This window comes from Acididesulfobacillus acetoxydans (genome assembly GCF_902729405.1).
Taxonomy (GTDB): Bacteria; Bacillota; Desulfitobacteriia; order Desulfitobacteriales; family Desulfitobacteriaceae; genus Acididesulfobacillus; species Acididesulfobacillus acetoxydans.
The window spans coordinates 4,028,071-4,043,883 of the sequence record NZ_LR746496.1 but is presented as its reverse complement, the minus strand read 5'-3'; the positions used below and the strand labels follow the sequence as shown (position 1 = coordinate 4,043,883).

18 protein-coding genes and 1 pseudogene are annotated in these 15,813 nt (G+C 53.4%); 14 read left to right on the top strand and 5 right to left on the bottom strand.

Annotation, left to right across the window (positions count from 1 at the left end; genetic code table 11):
• Positions 1–330: 330 nt before the first annotated feature.
• The 3 genes from MNU25_RS17970 (at position 331) to MNU25_RS17960 (ending at position 2,913) form a co-directional block, all read left to right on the top strand.
• On the top strand, positions 331–645 hold the full coding sequence (locus tag MNU25_RS17970; protein ID WP_372503677.1) for a CopZ family metallochaperone: 315 nt from the start codon (positions 331–333) through the stop codon (positions 643–645).
• Between the two features lie 181 nt (positions 646–826).
• On the top strand, positions 827–1,024 hold the full coding sequence (locus MNU25_RS17965) for a hypothetical protein (protein WP_240986322.1): 198 nt from the start codon (positions 827–829) through the stop codon (positions 1,022–1,024).
• 488 nt (positions 1,025–1,512) lie between these two features.
• On the top strand, positions 1,513–2,913 hold the full coding sequence (locus MNU25_RS17960) for an FMN-binding glutamate synthase family protein (protein WP_240986321.1): 1,401 nt from the start codon (positions 1,513–1,515) through the stop codon (positions 2,911–2,913).
• Positions 2,914–2,947: 34 nt separating this feature from the next.
• Here MNU25_RS17960 and MNU25_RS20690 read toward each other — a convergent pair.
• The 3 genes and pseudogenes from MNU25_RS20690 to MNU25_RS17945 all read right to left on the bottom strand — a co-directional run.
• Positions 2,948–3,112 (bottom strand): annotated as a pseudogene (locus MNU25_RS20690) (nucleotidyltransferase substrate binding protein); the annotation flags it as partial.
• Positions 3,113–3,307: 195 nt separating this feature from the next.
• Complete coding sequence (locus tag MNU25_RS17950) at positions 3,308–3,601, bottom strand: RNA-guided endonuclease InsQ/TnpB family protein (RefSeq protein WP_240986320.1); 294 nt, start codon at positions 3,599–3,601, stop codon at positions 3,308–3,310.
• A gap of 10 nt (positions 3,602–3,611) precedes the next feature.
• Complete coding sequence (locus MNU25_RS17945) at positions 3,612–3,887, bottom strand: PadR family transcriptional regulator (protein WP_277350698.1); 276 nt, start codon at positions 3,885–3,887, stop codon at positions 3,612–3,614.
• Positions 3,888–4,423: 536 nt separating this feature from the next.
• On the opposite strand from MNU25_RS17945, the gene MNU25_RS17940 reads away from it, so the two are divergent.
• The 10 genes from MNU25_RS17940 (at position 4,424) to MNU25_RS17895 (ending at position 11,737) form a co-directional block, all read left to right on the top strand.
• On the top strand, positions 4,424–4,819 hold the full coding sequence (locus MNU25_RS17940) for a glycoside hydrolase domain-containing protein (protein ID WP_240986910.1): 396 nt from the start codon (positions 4,424–4,426) through the stop codon (positions 4,817–4,819).
• Positions 4,732–5,259, top strand: coding sequence for a glycoside hydrolase family 25 domain-containing protein (locus MNU25_RS17935; RefSeq protein WP_240986319.1), 528 nt, complete (start codon positions 4,732–4,734; stop codon positions 5,257–5,259). The genes MNU25_RS17940 and MNU25_RS17935 overlap by 88 nt, the downstream gene beginning before the upstream one ends.
• A 492-nt stretch (positions 5,260–5,751) precedes the next feature.
• Entirely contained in the window at positions 5,752–6,129 is a 378-nt protein-coding gene (locus tag MNU25_RS17930) for a GntR family transcriptional regulator (protein ID WP_240986909.1), read from the top strand.
• A 4-nt stretch (positions 6,130–6,133) separates the two neighbouring features.
• A complete protein-coding gene (locus MNU25_RS17925) occupies positions 6,134–7,000 on the top strand; it encodes an ABC transporter ATP-binding protein (RefSeq protein ID WP_240986318.1) in 867 nt (288 codons plus the stop codon).
• A complete protein-coding gene (locus MNU25_RS17920) occupies positions 6,993–7,664 on the top strand; it encodes an ABC-2 transporter permease (RefSeq protein WP_240986317.1) in 672 nt (223 codons plus the stop codon). Before MNU25_RS17925 ends, MNU25_RS17920 begins: the two co-directional genes overlap by 8 nt.
• 179 nt (positions 7,665–7,843) lie before the next feature.
• The gene (locus MNU25_RS20190) at positions 7,844–8,179 is read left to right on the top strand and encodes an ATP-binding cassette domain-containing protein (RefSeq protein WP_261487512.1); all 336 of its coding nucleotides are present in this window, start codon (positions 7,844–7,846) and stop codon (positions 8,177–8,179) included.
• Positions 8,088–8,717, top strand: coding sequence for a hypothetical protein (locus MNU25_RS17910; protein WP_240986316.1), 630 nt, complete (start codon positions 8,088–8,090; stop codon positions 8,715–8,717). The genes MNU25_RS20190 and MNU25_RS17910 overlap by 92 nt, the downstream gene beginning before the upstream one ends.
• Before the next feature lie 5 nt (positions 8,718–8,722).
• Entirely contained in the window at positions 8,723–8,914 is a 192-nt protein-coding gene (locus tag MNU25_RS17905; protein ID WP_240986315.1) for a YdcF family protein, read from the top strand.
• A 103-nt stretch (positions 8,915–9,017) separates the two neighbouring features.
• Entirely contained in the window at positions 9,018–9,839 is an 822-nt protein-coding gene (locus tag MNU25_RS17900) for an undecaprenyl-diphosphate phosphatase (protein ID WP_240986314.1), read from the top strand.
• 743 nt (positions 9,840–10,582) lie between these two features.
• Positions 10,583–11,737: a polysaccharide biosynthesis C-terminal domain-containing protein gene (locus tag MNU25_RS17895; protein ID WP_240986313.1), complete on the top strand. Its 1,155-nt coding sequence runs from the start codon at positions 10,583–10,585 to the stop codon at positions 11,735–11,737.
• 184 nt (positions 11,738–11,921) lie between these two features.
• On the opposite strand, the gene MNU25_RS17890 is transcribed toward MNU25_RS17895, so the two are convergent.
• Both MNU25_RS17890 and MNU25_RS20185 read right to left on the bottom strand, forming a co-directional pair.
• Positions 11,922–13,646: an NlpC/P60 family protein gene (locus MNU25_RS17890; protein ID WP_240986312.1), complete on the bottom strand. Its 1,725-nt coding sequence runs from the start codon at positions 13,644–13,646 to the stop codon at positions 11,922–11,924.
• A 345-nt stretch (positions 13,647–13,991) separates the two neighbouring features.
• Positions 13,992–14,120: a hypothetical protein gene (locus MNU25_RS20185; protein ID WP_261487510.1), complete on the bottom strand. Its 129-nt coding sequence runs from the start codon at positions 14,118–14,120 to the stop codon at positions 13,992–13,994.
• Positions 14,121–14,445: 325 nt separating this feature from the next.
• Here MNU25_RS20185 and MNU25_RS17885 point away from each other — a divergent pair, with 325 nt between their 5' ends.
• Positions 14,446–15,741 carry an acetyl-CoA hydrolase/transferase family protein gene (locus MNU25_RS17885; protein ID WP_240986311.1) on the top strand — a complete coding sequence of 432 codons (1,296 nt, stop codon included), beginning with the start codon at positions 14,446–14,448 and terminating at the stop codon, positions 15,739–15,741.
• Positions 15,742–15,813 lie beyond the last annotated feature (72 nt).

The following is a 15,813-nucleotide window of genomic DNA, read 5'->3' as shown; positions in this document are numbered from 1 at the left end:
GTTAGCGGGACCATTGGGGAAAATCTTTGTGCACATGAGCAGAGCAAAAAATCTTCCGCTGGAAGAAAGAGGAAAGAGCCTTTTTAAGGCGGCCGGCGTTCGGCTATCCGGGAAGTCGGCGAACGTACCAAACAGTTGCAGACGCGTCAAGAGCAGGTTGTTCACAGGAAATTCATAAGAAATTTATCCGGTCTTCATGATTCAGGGTAAATTTATCTTGCAAAATATAGACTGGGGGAGTATCCTATACACAAATAAAGTACTCCTATAACTTTCATGGAGTATATAAAGAGTTAATATCAATTATAACCTTATCAAGGAGGAATTAAAATGTTTGGATTTGGACGGAAGGCAGCGAAAGAACAGGCGGGGCACAGCCACATGGATCATGGCGGGCATATGTCTGACGGAATAGGCGGGCAATCGATGGGAGCAAGCGCGGCCGGCCCACAATTAGTGCTGAGGATCGAGGGGATGACCTGCATGCATTGCAAAATGTCGGTGGAAAAGGCCCTCAAAAATGTTCACGGCGTGGAAAGCGCCAACGTGGACTTGATGCGCAAAGAGGCCGTCGTCAGTGGTTCGGCGGCAAAAGACGCCCTGGTGAAGGCTGTGGAAGAAGCTGGTTATGCCGTGGTAGCCTAACTTCGAAGTCCAAAGTCCAAGATCCGTAACAGGGTGCGGCGGACAGATAGTCAGGAAGGCTGATGGAGTTTTGGGGTTAACAGGTGGAACTTAGGTCGGATGTTCGGGCGTAATACAAACTTACGAGAAGGGAAGTTGCATAATGCAGAACAATAATTCATTTCGAGGACATCTAAGGCTTTTGACTCCCATCGAAATGTTGATCAGCATGGATTATGAAGAGCTGATCCATGGTTTAAGCACCCTTGAACCGGATGAACAAAGAGGTTTCATGCGTGAGTTTGATAAGGAACTGGTCGGTATCCTTGAACGGTATCAAGAGATCAAAGTCAGCCATCTGTTGCAAGGACTAAAGAAAGCTTATGCCGATGTGTCCTAGAAATATAAGCAAGCGCTTGAAATTGGCCATCCGTAGTGAAGGAAAATTTGTAGAAAAGGGAATTTCGGGCTAAAAAATGCTTTGTCTTTTTACCTTTAGATGATGGGCCAATTTCAGGGAAACAACCAATCTGGCAAGTGTCCACTCACCTCGAAAGCGTAGCATGTCTCGTAAATAAGAACAGCAAAAACCCGCTCATAAGATCATAAGAGCGGGTTTTTGAGATCATGGGCGGACAGTGAAATCGCTGATTATATTACCTTTGCAATAGATTGCGTAACCCAGCCGGCAGCCCAATCCGCCTTAGCGCTAAAGAGTGCGGGGATAGTGGCGGTGGCCGGTATTTGGGCTGTGCGGTCATTACAGGCCAAACCGGCTCCGCCCGAATTAGCCGGCGATCGGGTCTCAATAGGATACGAACCGAATGATTTTTCGCCGTCGGGGAAAACTGAGGACAAAAGAAAGCAAAGTTTGTGGAGGGCCAGGCCATGCTCAAAAGAGATAATGACGTTTTGCGGCGCGCGGGGAAGATGGTTGGGCTGAGCACGTTGGGTGCGGCCGGTATTTACGTATTGGGAAGGCTCGTCTTTAAGCGGCTTGTGACGCAGAGTGCCTCCAAGATTTTGCAGGAGCCTTATGATCGGAATATTTTTGAAGCCTACGCCATGACGAAGCGGATGAATCCCATGACCACGGTGGATACAAACTTGCGGGCTGAGTCGGGTCAGCCGGTCATGAGTTTTGGCACTCCCTTTCCTATGCCCAGTTTCGAAGGCATACGCTTTAGTCCCGCGCAGTTATATCGCTTTTCCACGCCTCAGGATGTAGAAATAGACACCGCATTGGTACTGGGCAAGAAAGCAGCCAAACCGATGAAGCTGGACATCCCGATTTTGATTACGGGCATGGCTTTCGGTAACGGTCTCAGCAAACAGGCGAAACTCGCCGCGGCAGAAGCCGCCACCCTAGCGGGAACAGCCACTAACTGCGGTGACGGGCCGTTTAACGCCTGGGAAAGGGCGGCGGCCAAGCATTACATCGTGCAATACGGTCGCACGAAATTTAACCGCGACCCCAACATTTTACGGCAAGCGGATATGATCGAGATTCAGTTTGGCCATTGCGGTTGGGTGGGGCTCGGAAGTAAATACGCCTGGCGAGAATTCACGCCTGAGTTGCGCAAAGCTTTTGCACTCAAGCGCGGGGAGGATCTCGTCTACCATGCCAATTTTCCCGAAGTGCCAAAGCCGCAGGACTTAGGGAGACTCATCACAGACCTGCGCAACCTTACGGGGGGCGTGCCAATCGGGGTGAAGATCACCTGTGGGCACGATATCGAACGCGACCTTGCCCTTATCTTGGAAGGCGGTGCGGACGTCATCACGCTCGATGGCGGCCAAGCCACGTCCCATTGGTCCCCTGAGTGTATTCATGACAATTTTTCCTTACCAACGGTGTCGGCCCTCTGCCGAGCCGCACGCTTTTTGGACAAGGAGAAGGTGCGCGACCGCGTCTCACTGTTGGTCGAGGGCGGCCTGGAAACACCGGGAGATTTTCTGAAAGCCCTGGCTCTCGGCGCCGATGGTGTGGAGATTGGGTTTGTGGCGCTGGTGGCTTTGCTGCACAATCAGGAGTTCAAAGCACTGCCCTATGAACCCCCGGCCCAACTGCTTTGGTACACAGGCCGGTACAAGAACAAGTTCAATCGTAAGGAAGGTGCGAAGTATCTCGCCAATTACCTGCGCGCCTGCGTCGAAGAGATGCGTCTCATGACCCGGGGGGTCGGCAAGACCGCCCTGCGGGATGTCTCCGCGGATGACTTGTTTGCGATAGACGAAATGTCGGCAAAGATTGCCAACCTTCCCCTTCATTATCAGTCTTCGCCTTAGTCCCATCCGCTCTATTGGAAAAGGCGTCCGATGCTAACTGTATCTGAAATCCAGTGTGGATGGCCATGCGGGGACTTCTGACGATGAAACCCTGTTCTTCTAAATAATCCTTCATGGTTTTCTGCGCAAGTTCAAACGTATACTCAAAACACTGAATCAGGCCCCGCTTCTCAAACTTGTTGACTTCCGGTTTCTCCACAAACTCTGGCGGACCACCCCCGCTTACGCTTCGCTAAGAAGCGGGGGCTTCTCGGCGAACACTTGGACGTTGGCTTCCTGTTTCATCAACCGTTGCCCTCGTCCAGTACTCAAGGTTTCTCAGTGCTGGATGAGGTCTTACGCAATTTCCACAGGCGTAACTTCGGGCGGTTCCCGCCCTACAGAAAATCTATATTTAGGCCATGGCACTCAGTCCACGCTCTAAGATGAGTTTAGCACTCACTAGATCCCGATCCATCTCTAATCCGCAAACGGGGCACTCATGGACACGGACACTGAGGTCTTTGGGGACATGCGCTCCACATAAGCAGGTTTGCGATGTGCCCTTGGGGTCAACTAGAACGTGTCGTTTCCCCTGGCGTAAACTTTTGTACTCAATGTAGTCTCCGAATTTCCCCCATCTGGCATCCTGGATGCTCTTGGCGAGTTTGTGATTTCGGAGCATGTTTTTTATCCTTAGATCCTCCATGATAATAAGGTCATGGTTCTTGACGATCTGAGCACTTGCCTTGTGGAGAATTGAGGGTATAGAACTTCCGGGGCGGGCCAATCTCGGATGGCCTTTTGACAATGTGAACCAGCCGGTTCTTCTCCAATCGCAACAGCAGGGCGTAGACGGTGCCTTCGGCGATGTCCTTCAAGCCGAGTTCATTCAGCTTCTTGACAATCTCGTAGCCGTAGATTTCGCCCCGGGCGATGATTTCCGGCACGATTCCCTCCAACACCCCTTTGAGCATCTCACTTAGATTATCCACCGCGCTACCTCCGCAGATACACATAGCGGTACTAAACATTGCTTGGTACCGCTATGTAATAGCGTTGAGTAGAAGAAATGTCAATAGGAAACTTTTTTGAGTTGAAGTGTTTTTACACCGGAGACACTTGGCACAGTCGGAAGCAGTCGGGTGGTCAGCCTTACAGTAGGGTAAGGAGTGCAAGGGACAAGATTCGATTTTGGGTCGATCTTGCAACCGGCCGTGTCCGGAGGAGAGGTCACTGGTCCCTTGCATCAAATTAACGTATCCTCTGCACTTAAATTAGATGGCAGCATTGCCCGATGTCGTCCTGCGGTCACGAATTGGAATCTTTTGGCATACCCTGGAGAGAGGAGGGGACAGGTAGGATTGCAGCCTATGAAACCGTGAGACACTTAACCGAATCGGTACTCACAACCTCACCTTCCCGGTCCGGATGATTCAGAAGCTCGCCCCAACGGGTGAAGACCCGGTACCCCAGGACGGCGAGGAGCCGGAAGAAGTGCTGCAACGAGAGGAGTGATGAAGTGGAAGCCATGGATTGCGTAACCCGGCTGGCAACCCAATCCGCCTTAGCGCTAAAGAGTGCGGGGATAGCGGCGGTGGGCCGGTATTTGGGCTGCTGCTCAGGCTCGTGGAAGGCGCTGACTCCGGCTGAGCTCCAGGCGATTCATAAGGCAGGGCTGTCGTTGCTGTTAATCTGGGAGACTAATCCGACCTTCGCCGGGTATTTTAGCTTTGCCCAAGGGTTGTCTGACGCAAAAGAAGCCGTCGGGGAAGCGGGGTATCTTGGAGCGCCCAAAGGCAGCGCCCTACGGTGGATTTCGACGCCCAAGCGGGAGATATGCCTGCGATTCTTGACTATTTTTGCGCTGTCCGGGAGGGTATCGGTCAGTACCTCGTGGGCGCTTACGGTTCCTATGCCGTTATGAAGGCTTTGCAATCTTCCCCTTATCCGCCGGACAAATACTGGCAGACCTATGCCTGGTCAGGCGGCCAAGTGTTTGAGGGGAACGTCTACCAGTATGAAAACAACGTAACGATAGGCGGTATTCCTGCAGACCGCGACCTCATCAAGAGTGAGCCCGGCGCTTGGCCGGAGATCGGAGTGAGAGACGTGAACGAAGGGATCCTCATTTTCGGGCCGAACGATTTCATCGCGGCCACGTATCTGGCGGCATCCTTGGGCAATGAGGCAGCCATTTTTATGCGCCAAGCGGACGGAACTGCCCCGACGGCCATTCAGGCGGTGAAACACCTCTATGTCGTGGGCGGCCCGGCCAGTGGGGTTGATCACCCCAACCAAACGGTCTTGGCCGGGAAAACCTGGTTTGGTACGGTAGCGGCCGTGGCTAAAGAACTGGGGCAGTAAAAGGAAGGAGAATGAGTGGGTATGGGGATGGGCAACAATTTCCCGGCGGTGTTTCCGGGTCAGTTCACGCGTTAGGATGTTCTCCCCTCCCGGCGTTCTGTTAAAACTCAAGGAGGGATGAAAAACTTGGTCCAAAGAACTGTACGACGTAAAAAGGTTTTCATCACATCCAATACAATAGTGGTAATCGAATAGCCATGAGCTTGGAGGACTTTCCAATATACAATGAAGTTACACCTACCCCCCTTGAAAGCGTAACATGTCTCGTGAATAGGAACAGCTAGGACCCGCTCATAGAGCGGGTTTTCGAGATCATAGATAGACTGTGAAATGGCTGAATAGGGGGGGCGCCAATTTTCGCTTAGGAAGTGTTTCGAGAGGTGTCATTAGCTACTGAGCATATTCGGCAGGGGTATTGACATGACGCGCGTTTATATTTAATATATACAGTAATAACGGCATGCACACTAAGGCAAGGACGGGTGTCAGATGATGCATCTTACTATTTCCAACGCTTCAGAGGAACCGATCTATCAACAAATCCTCACCCAAATCAAGACCCTCATTATTCAAGGGGAGATGAGCGGGGGAGAAGCATTGCCGTCTATCCGCGCTTTGGCCAAGGACCTTCAGATCAGTGTGATAACCACCAAACGGGCCTATGAAGAACTGGAACGGGAGGGATTCATCGACACCGTGCCCGGCAAAGGTTCCTTCGTCGCCGTACAGAATCGCGAACTCTTGCGCGAACAAAGGCTGCGGGTGGTGGAGGAGAAACTGGCCCTTGCCGTAAACCTGGCCCGAAGTGCCGGCATCGGTCTCAGCGAGCTGCAGGAAATATTAAGCCTAATTTATGAGGAGGAGGATTAGAAGCATGCCTAATATCCTGGAAGTGGAAAACCTGAGCAAGACATTTCCCCGCTTCTCTTTGCAAAAAATCAGCTTTTCCCTGGCCCCCGGTTACATCATGGGCTTCATTGGCCCGAACGGTGCCGGGAAAAGCACGACCTTAAAACTTATCATGCACCTGCTCCACAAAGACAGCGGGCAAATCAAAATCTTCGGTTTGGATCCCCAGCATTATGAACGGCAAATCAAGGACCGCATTGGTTTTGTCTATGACGAAAATCACTTTTATGAAGAGCTGACCTTGAAGGCGATGGCTAGAATCATGGCGTCCTGCTACAGCCATTGGGAGCCCCAAACCTTCACCTCTTACCTCGAACAGTTCTCTCTGCCCCCCAAAGAGAAAATCAAGAAACTCTCCTGGGGCATGCAGATGAAGTTTTCCCTTGCTCTCGCTCTCTCCCACCAAGCCGAGCTTCTCATCCTCGATGAACCAACCAGCGGCCTCGATCCGATCATTCGCCACGAATTGATCGAAATCCTCAGTGCCCTGCGCGAAGATGAAAAGAAGGCGGTTCTCTTCTCCACCCACATTACCACGGACCTGGAGCAAATCGCCGACTACATCACCTTTATTCATGACGGTCAGCTGGTCTTCAGCCGGGCCAAGGATGATATTCTGGAACGCTATGCCCTTGTCAAGGGCGATCCCGGTCTGTTGACCCGGGAAAACCAAAGCTTGTTCACCGGCTGGAACCAGACTCGCTACGGTTTCACCGGTCTGGTTCCCGACCGGGCCCAGGCACGGCTCCTTCTCGGGAACCGGGTTCTGTTCGAAAAGGCGACCCTGGACGATATCATGCTCTACACGGTGAGGGGGAAAGCGCATGTTTAGTTTATTATTAAAAGATGTTCTCATTCTAAAAAAGCAATTCCTCTTGGTTTTGCTGTTTATACTGTTCGCCAATTATTTCATGGTGTTCAGCACCTCCGGTATCGTCTTCATTCCCGGCCTGACAGTGGTACTGACCTATGCGCTCGTGGTTCAATCTTGTCTCCTCGATGACAAGGCCAACTCGGAACTCATCCTCTTGAGCCTCCCCTTACTGCGCCGGGACATCGTGCGAACAAAGTACTTCTCCCTGTTTTTTTACGCTCTGTCGAGCATCCTGAGTACTCTGATCTTTCAGCTTATCAAAGCTCTGCTAAGCCACCCAACCGCCTTTTCCTTAACTTGGGGCATCTTCCTCACGTCTATCTTTGCCGCCTCCCTGATGGGTTCTGTCTATTATCCTTTCTATTTTAGGCTGGGTTATGTCAAATCCAGGATCATCTCCACGGTCGTTTTCTTCACTCTCTTTTTTGGCTCCTCCTTTGTTGCCGGCCTGCTCAACCACCACAGTCAGTCTCCGGTCATTCAGGCCCTCGGCAAGGCCGTACAGTGGCTGCACGATCTCAGCACATTGGGGTCAACCACCCTGACGCTGCTTTTTATCTTACTGTTCACCGGCAGCTCTTATTTGCTTTCCCGGCGGTTTTACCAACGACGGGAATTTTAGCCTTCGTACAACATGTTTCCGGTAAGATGACTGCCTAAAGTTTTGGCCATAGAATATAATAGGCTTGCATGGGCCAGTGGGAGTTGGTTGGAGCCGGACAAAAAGCATGGCCAATGCCAAAGGTTTCTCTAGAAACGGGTGAAAATCAAAGAAATGGGTACCGGCTGGAGGATGAGCACATGACCTTATTGACCGTTGAAGATTTAAGCAAGAAATATAACGAGTTTGCCGGTCTGGCGAGCCTTGACTTCAGTTTGGAAGAGGGAGAAATCCTGGGGTTGGTGGGTCCCAACGGGGCGGGGAAGAGCACCTCGATCAAGTTATTGCTCGGGCTGATTGAGGTGGATCACGGACACGTCTGGTTTGGGCCGGACAGGCTGCCGATCGCTTATCCGGAGCGTGCTGGCCTGGACGAGTATTCCCTTGCTTCAATGGGCGGCGCTGATCACGCCCTTACTCTTGCTCCGCCTGATGCTATTGGGGGCAGCGCCCATCCCGACGACGAATGCATTTGAGGCACTGCTGGCACCTGTGCTCTATCGGGAGTTTCCGGCGGCCCTCTTCGTCTTGCAAGGCTTTGTTGGCTTGCTCACATCCTGGCAAGGGGATTTGCAGCAGATGGAGAAATTCAGACTTCTGCCGCTTCACCCCAAACAAATCATTGTCAGCACCGTAGTACCGGCCGGCACACTCGTTGGGATCTGTTGGGCCGCCGCTCTGCCCCTCACCGTCCCTCTTCAAGGCCTTCAAGGAGGAGCATGGGCTCTGGCGGCAGCGATGGCCTTGGTACAGGGTTTCCTGGGAGCTGTGCTGGTAGCCCGGGAGATGCTGAAAGATCCAAGTTCCTACACGTCGGCGCTGGGGCCGGAACGGCTTGTTTCTGCCGCGGTTTTCTTACTGGGGCCGGTCGCAGTGCAGGGCAGCCTGATTGGCGGGCAAGGTTTGGAAGCGGGGCTGGGTGCCGGAATTATGGTGGCGGCCGGGGTCACTTTCCTGTGGGTTATTTTCATGGTGAACGAGTATATTCTTCTGAGAGCAAAGTACGGCGTTTAGTGGCTATGGCAGAGCCGGATGTAGAGGGAGCCGGTAATCTCGGCGGCTCCAGTGTGAACCGCGTGGTGACGGCTGTTCGCCTGTACAGAAAAACGGGGTTGCCGATCCTGATGCCATCAGGACGGGTGTTCGCTAACGACGGGAACGAGGGGCAGATTGCGGCGCGCGTTATGGTATCGCTGGGTGATCAAATTTAACTTAACTTTAACAGAGTGAACAAGCATTTTGCCTCGTCAAACCTTATAATTAACTGGATAGGCTTGGGGCCTGCATTATAAGACGAGGAGGAAAGATTAGGGAATGACATTTTTGCAAACGATCATTATCGCCATCGTCCAAGGTGTTACCGAGTTGTTTCCGGTTAGCAGCGTGGCGCACAGTGTACTTACGCCTTATGTCTTTCATTGGTCGCTGAATTCCCAGTTTTTAAAGCAGAACTTTTTGCCTTACGTGGTGATGCTCCACCTAGGGACGGCTGTGGCCCTTCTAATATTTTTTCGGGACGAATGGATCCGCATTATCCGCTCGATTTTCGACTCGGGCAAACAGGAGTCCCTGCGCTTATTGCTCTTGATCATCGCGGGAACGATTCCCGCAGCCGTGATCGGATTTACCTTGGAAAAACCCCTCACCCGGCTCTTCAGCAATGTCATCAGTGCCGCGGTCTTTTTGATTGTCAATGGGCTGTTGTTATATTTCGGCGAGAAAATAAGGTCTCGAGGAACGAAGCGCATCAATGATTTGAGCTACGGACAGGCGATAGTTGTCGGTCTCTTTCAGTCTATGGCTCTGGTTCCCGGTTTTTCGCGTTCGGGAGCGAGTATGACCGCCGGATTTTGGGTGGGCCTGAAGCACGAGGAGTCGGCCCGCTTTTCCATGCTCTTGGCGACTCCGATCATTGCCGGGGCCGGTATCCTGGAGATCCCCAAGCTCATCAAACATGGGGGACACGGTCTGTTTCTCACGGCTCTCAGCGGAGGGATATTTGCCGGAATCTTTGCCTTCATCGCTGTCTACATCTTAATGCACTGGTTTAAGAAGAAAGAAATTAACGCCATGAAGCCTTTCGCCTATTATTGCTGGATGCTCGGCGGGCTGGTTTTACTCAGTCATTTTATTTAAACAAATCCATTAACTGAGAAAAGAAGAAGAGCCCCCCGTATTCAGGGGTGGTCTCAAGCAATGGGCAATGGGCGCCATTCGGCGCCGTGCCGGAAGCCGAGGCGGGTAAAGCCTTATTGACATATTCTGGAGCATGTATATTTTAGGGGTAATCCTCCTCAAAACATGAGGAGGATTTTTCTTTGATCAGGTTGACCGGGCTTATTGTCTATGTCGTCCCGCGGTCACGAATTGGCATCGGAATGTCTGCCAGTAAGGCTCTCGCTCCGTCAAATCGCGACAATAAGGTAAATCTTGCGATATGCAGGAAGGATTTTCCGCCCGGATGACGAATAAAACCACTTAGTAGGAACAAAGTCCCAAGAGGTGCCAAAGATCGGCCAGGGGTGCGGTTTTCGGCAGGATGGCACGGCAAATATCCGCAGTGGTTTCGGCCGGGGTGAGCAATTTCCGATCACTGTGAGAACACTAACACCACTACTATATAAATACGAAGAGATCGATCCGGTAACGGGGGTCTGCCGCTTGTCGGCATCGGCTGAACGGCGGGACCTTGTCCGAGAAAGACGTTCAAAGGTTTACCGGAGCGTTGATAAAAGGCGTCAATGAGGGCGAGGTCAGATCGAGACGGTGCCGGGGTGCCCCAGTTTAGTGTCTTCGCCGTCTGCTACAATATAGCAGAAGTCCTTGCCGCAGGAGATGTCACTAATTTAGACTGAGAAAGGGTCCTTGTTGAAGAAGGGGTGATTGCTATCAAGACAGTAATGGTGACGGGCGCGGATGGTTTTATTGGCAGAAACCTGGCGGGCGCTCTGGCTGGCCTTGAAGATGTGGAGATTCTCCGGTTCGACCTGGGGAATGCGAGGGAAGAACTGCGGGAGATGGCCGAGGTTGCTGATTTCGTTTTTCATTTGGCCGGAGTTGACTGTTCGCAAGACGTCGAGGAGTATGACGCGGGGAATCGGCGCCTGACGGAAGAACTGGTCGCCTGTCTGCGGCAGGTGGGTCGGAAAATTCCCATCCTTCTTTCCTCCTCCACAGAGGCGGAGACGGAGCACCCTTACGGGCGGAGCAAACGGGGCGCAGAGGCGGCGGTGCTCGGGTATGCCAAAGACACGGGGGCTCCCGTCTTTGTCTACCGGCTGCCCAGCGTATTCGGCAAATGGTGTTTGCCCAACTACAACAGCCTCGTTGCCACGTTCTGCCACAATATTGCCAACGACCTGCCCATCACGATCAGTGACCCAGGGGTCACGTTGAGCCTTGTCCACGTCGATGACGTGGTCGGCGAATTTATGGGCCAACTGGAGGGAAAGTTCGGGCCGCAGCTGCCGGTGGCCGCATTGCTCTCCGAAAACCATTGGACACCTTATGCGGTTTACCCTGTCTACCCCTTGAAACTTGGCCAGGTCGCGGATCTCCTCTACTATTTCAAGGCGGGACGCGACAACCTCACGATCCCGAATGTGGGGGATGAGTTTACCAGAAAGCTTTACTGCACTTATCTGAGTTATCTGCCGGAAAACAGGTTCAGCTACCCCTTGAGAGCAAAGGCTGCTGCGGGCAGCCCTTTCGTTGAGTTCTTCAGGACGCCCGATCGGGGGCAGGTATCCGTGCACGTTCTTAAGCCAGGTAGCACGATGGGCAACCATTGGCACCATAGCCGGTGCGAGAAACTGCTGGTCGCAAGCGGCCGAGGGGTAGTGCGCTTGCGTACGGTCCACGCCGACAAGGTACTCGCCTATTTCGTGAGCGGAGGCAACCCGGAAGTTGTGGACATCCCTTCGGGCTTTGCGCATCATATCCAAAATCTCGGCGACACAGACCTGGTGATGGTCCTGTGGGCCAACAAACCGTTTGATCCGGAATGTCCGGATACGATCTTGCTTGAGGTGTGAGAGGCTGCGTGGTCCGGCTCAGCAGGAGTGTTACAAAGAGAAGAGACCCCCTTAATCATAGGGGGTCTCTTTCCTTCTTGGGTCGGTGCCTGGAATGTTCTGGTTCGGTGCTTGGGGTGGTGGTTCGGTGCTTGGAATGTTCTGGTCAGCGAGGCGGTTGCCGAAGCCGGGTTAAAGCCAAGTACTAATTGTAGCGACGGGCTCCCAGATAGCGGGAGGAGTAAAACCTGTCGCCGAGATTTGACACTTCGACGCCGCTGTTTGGGTTGGCGGCTTGGACAAAGCGGCCGCCTCCGATGTAAATGCCGACGTGAGACGCGCCCCTGGCGTAGGTGGTGAAGAACACCAAATCGCCAGGCTGGAGGTTATCCATGCTCACCGGAGTCCCGGAGTCAAACTGTTCGAAAGATGTGCGCGGCAAGGACACACCGAACTGTGCATACACGTACTTGGTGAAACCGGAGCAGTCAAAGCCGCTGCGATTGGTACCGCCGAAGACGTAGGGTGCCCCGACGTAACTGAGCGCGCGATCGACAATATTGGACGAACCGGTGCCGCCACGGGAGGCTGCAAAAGCGACGCTTATGGGACCCCGGCTGGGGCCTTTGGCGATGACTTGGCTCACAGGATGCTTAAGAATTTTTTCACTGAGTACCTTCTTCGAGGTATCGATGCCGTTCTTTTGTACGTAGGAATAGGTGATGGAGACGGCGCCGTTGCTGCCCTGTTTGAGGATGGAGGTTTGGCCGGGGGCGAGATTATAATCCGTCTTAGTCACGACGTCAAAGGGAACGGTTTCCGTTCCGGTATAGGTCCCCTTGCTCACTACCGTCAGATAAGGCTCCACGTCGACCAGTTTAATGACCTGCCCGGGATGCAGCTTGGTGTTTTTGGTGGCTCCCGGATTGCCGGCCAGAACCTCATCAGTCAGCATATTGTTTTTGCGGGCGATGAGCCACCAGGAATCTTTAGGTTGGACGGTGTAATTCGTGGTGGTGGTTTTGCCGTCAATCAGCGTCTTGAGGACTTGAGCGGGGGTTTCCACCCGGCTGGGCGGAACGTTTTCCTCTTGGATGTTTACGTTTTCGGCAAAAGCGACGGTGGTCACGTTGTTATCCTGGCCCGGCACCACATAATGATCCCGATATTCTTGCAGGACTTTTTCCACATCGTTTTTGCTGGGCAGCACCGCGATCACGCTGCCGTTAGTTTCCAGGGCATAGCCGTTGAGGTAGAAACTCAACTTGTTTTCCAGGGCTTGTTCGCCTACTTCTGACTTGAGGTATAGTGCCCGATTGACCCGGAGGTTCGTGTATGTAATCTGATCGTGGGTCTTGGCGATGAGCCCGAATGGCCGGCCCTGCCGGGCGAGTGCCGTTTGAACGAGGTTCCTGCCGGCTTGGATATTGCTAACCAGGCCGATTTGCTGACCGTTGACCATCACGGCCACCGCTGCAGTTGTGGTCGAGAAGTAATAGGTGAGTCCGCCGCCGAGGAGGGCCAGAGCCGTTAGGCCGGCGATGATCGGGGGAGATTTCCAGGATAGGTTTTTGGGGTACTGGCGGAAAAATAGGTTGATTTTTTTCCGCGTCTCGGTCTGAGCTAACTTCTTTGGCGCTTGAGCCGGATGCGACACAGTTACCCGGCGCATGACAAAGGCCTTCGACGGTGACCATACCCTGTGCCGGGCGAAGTTTTTCAGCGGTGGCAACAGGTCATGCCGAGCGAAGTCTTTCAGCGGAAACCATACCTGATGACGGGTGAAGTCTTTCAGGGGCAGCCATGCCTCGTGCAGAGTGAAGTCTTTCAAGGGTAACCATGCCTCGTGCAGGGTAAAGTCCTTCAGGGGCGACCATACCCGGCGTTGTGCGAAGTTCTTTACGGGTGAGAACGTGGGGTGTAAACTCATGTTTTCGTTCACCTTTCCTGGCCTACAGGGTTGTCGGCGGATTTGGGCAATAAGGTGTAAGCCCGTGGGCGCAGTTCGCTTTAAGTCCGCAAAAAAATCTCCCTGCTCCGGATGAACACGGATTCAGCCTGCATTAATCATCTCCTCAAGCAATCGCCAGTCCAAGCCGGTCCGGGCCGGTTCAAACGAGGGGCCTAAGCCGGTGCAAAAGCAATTGCTTAACAAATAATTAATATTCGACGCAAAGGGCTAATATCCTGCCTTCCAGGTAAGAAAATTCGCCAAGACGCTCATCCTCCCTAATAAATGCCAAAATGCGTCGTCGGATACCATCCAGAGCGAAGGTCAGTCGTCCGGCTTGTCCGGTTCCGCGTTGTTGCGGGCGTCCGGCTCTTCCGCGGCATAGAGGCAATAGTAGGGATCGCTCCTGGCCAAATAGTCCACGACTTTCAGCAAAGTATTACGGAAAGACATGCAAATCACCCCCGGATAAGTATTTCCATCCGTGTTTAGGATGACCCGTATTGTCCCAAGTATACGTCAGCGCGAAGTCGGGAAGCGGATACCCGGGGAACGGGAAGGGGGAGGAACAGCCCGGACTCGAGCGGATGAATGGCGCGGCGGGCGAGGGGAGTTAGCCGGACCTGACGTGCGGAAAATTCTGATTAGCTTGACGAATGAAAGCCGCTGACCGTATTATAATAGATAAGATCCAGACCGGTCTGCTGTATATTTGACGGTACTCACAGATCAATCGGGCGGGAAACGGTGGAGCAAATAAAGCATGGGGGAATGTGAAATGTCAATCGAGGAGCTTTACAGGCAGAAGCGGATGCACCCGGATGAAGCGGTCCGACAGTTGCGTGACGGAGATTTTGTCATCGTTCCCACAGGGGTGGGCGAACCTCCGACCCTGCTGACGGCCCTGTCCCATCAGCGGCGTGAGTTTCACGATGTGAAAGTGAGCCAAATCCTGCCCGTGCGTACTTATGGTTACATCGATCCGGATACGGCCGAGAATGTCCGGCATGTAGCCCTGTTTTTCGGCTCCCCGACCCGCCGGGGCGGGCAGGAGGGCTGGACGGATTACATCCCTAACTATTTTTCCGAAATACCCGGCCTTATTTCCCGAGGGCATGTTCCCGCCGACGCCGTTTTGGCCATGGCATCCCCGATGGACAAACACGGCTATTTCGCCGTCAGTCTGGGTACGGACTATACGATGGCGGCGATCGCCAAGGCCCGGGCCGTAGTGCTCGAGGTCAACCCGAACGTTCCTTTCACTTTCGGGGCTTGTCACGTTCATATTTCCCAGGTAGCGGCTTTGGTTGAAAGTATGGATCCCATCCTGGAAGTGAGCCTGCCGAAAATCGGGCCCGTGCAGGAAGCCATCGGCGGCTATGTCGCGGCCATGATCGAGGACGGGTCGACATTGCAGATCGGTTACGGCGGTATTCCGGATGCCGTTGTTATGCAGCTGACACATAAACACGAACTGGGGATCCATACGGAAATGGTGGGTGACGGTATCCTGACCTTGATCGAGAGCGGGGCCGTGACCAACCGCAGGAAGAATTACCTGCCGGGAAAAATGGTGGCGACTTTTGCACTCGGGTCAAGGAAGCTCTATGAGTTCATGGACCGGAATCCTGTTTTGGAAATGCATCCGGTGAATTATACGAACGACCCGTACCTGGCGGGGCAAAACGACAAACTGATCACGATCAATGCCTCCATGGAGGTGGATTTTCTGGGGCAATGCGGGTCGGAGAGTCTCGGCACTCTGCCGGTGTCGGGGACGGGCGGGCAGGCGGATTTTGTGCGGGCCGGCAATCGTTCGCGCGGGGGAAAATCGTTTATCGTCCTGCCTTCTACGGCCAAGAATAATACGGTTTCACGCATCGTGCCTACTCTGACCCCGGGCTGTGCGGTAACCACGAGCAAAAACGATGTTAACTATGTTGTGACGGAATATGGAGTGGCCCAGTTGCGCGGAAAGTCGGCAAAGCAGAGGGCAAGGGAACTAATCGCGATTGCACACCCGGATTTCCGCCCGGAATTGACCGAAGCCGCCAGGCGCCTGAGGATCATCTGACGGGGGAAGAGGCGGACCACGGCAGACGCCTGCGGCGGAGCGTCTAAGACCATGCCGGGTCTGCGCGGAGAG